At 58.8% G+C, this 1,378-nt stretch carries 1 protein-coding gene; it reads right to left on the bottom strand.

The features are described from left to right. Positions 1-1,116 (bottom strand): pyridoxal phosphate-dependent decarboxylase family protein (locus tag NKI88_RS31685; RefSeq protein ID WP_352659333.1); only part of this gene is annotated, 1,116 nt, incomplete at its 3' end. Between the last annotated feature and the right edge of the window lie 262 nt (positions 1,117-1,378).

Genomic DNA, 1,378 nt, shown 5'->3' with positions numbered 1-1,378 from the left:
TGGCGCATTGCATCGTCCGACAAACCAGCCCCTGTCGGCCATACCCTCGGCGACGCCATCAATGTCGACGCCGTCGTCAACCGAGCGGTAAAGGAGAAAGGAGAGATCGTTCGGCTTCAGTATCTCTAAGCCGGCAATCGCGGCGATACCCTCGGCGAAACGCGCCTTGGTTTCCATGATCGTGCGCGCGATCTCGCGATAGCCCTCCGCGCCCAGATAGTGCATCACCGCCCAGGCTGAGGCGACCGGGCCTGCCGCGCGGGTTCCCAGGAACGTGTCCGTGATGTAGTTGCCGCGCGGCCAGTCGCTGAAGTGAAACCGCAGATGCTTTTGATACGTCGCGTCGGCAAACAGGACTATCGACGCCCCCTTTGCGGTGAAGCCGTATTTATGCAGATCAGCCGAAATGCTGGTCACACCCTCGACGCTGAAATCGAAAGGCGGAACGTCGTAGCCGATATCGCGGACAAACGGCGCAAGTAGGCCACCGACGCAGGCGTCCACGTGCAGCCATATATCTTTTGCACGGGCGATGCCAGCGATCTCCTCGACCGGATCAAACACCCCGTGGGGATAAGCGGGCGCCGAGGCCACAAGCATGACAGTGTTTTCGTCGACCGCCTCCTTCATCGCACCGAGGTCGGCACGAAAGTCCTTGCGAAGCGGAGTGCGCACAACCTCCATATCGAGATAATGTGCCGCCTTATCGAAGGCCGGATGAGCCGATTGAGGTGCAACCACCTTTGGGCGCCCCGCGATCCGCCGTTCTGCCCGGGCGAAGTCGCGCGCGGTCTTGACGGCAAGAAAAATGCTTTCGGTTCCTCCTGACGTGAAATTGCCGACCGAATGTGCACCGCCATTCAGGAGGCCAAGCGTCATTGCAACTACCTCCTGCTCCAATTGCTGCACGCTCGGAAACGCCCGCTTGCCGAGGCCGTTCTCCACAAAAAACATGGAGGCCGCCTCTCTAGCGACTTGGCACAGCTCCTCGTCGCGCCAGTAAACGTAGAGCGGCAATCGCCCGCGGTTCCACGCGTAGTCTCCGGCCTTGGACGCCTCGAGCCGCCCCTTGATATCGGCCCAGGCAGCGCCTCTTTCCGGAAGTCGCTTGGTCATTGGCAGATTCCGCTCCTCAGGATCAGACACACAGTCCCGTCACATCACCACGCACAACTAATATCACATATTATACACATTTGCATCACAAATCTTTCACACATATGCAATAAACACGACAATCTGCATCATGAACTGGACGCCTTTAAGCGATCAGTGCTACTGACGGGGCCATGAACGATGCTATTTCGACCATTTATCCGGCCGGCGGTGACGGCGACATCCTGCGCGACAAGGTCTATACCAACGTCCGCAACGCGCT

Origin of the sequence: Mesorhizobium sp. M0317 (assembly GCF_040321555.1) — a bacterium.
Classification (GTDB): Bacteria; Pseudomonadota; Alphaproteobacteria; order Rhizobiales; family Rhizobiaceae; genus Mesorhizobium.
This window is presented reverse-complemented; position numbering and strand designations above follow the sequence as displayed.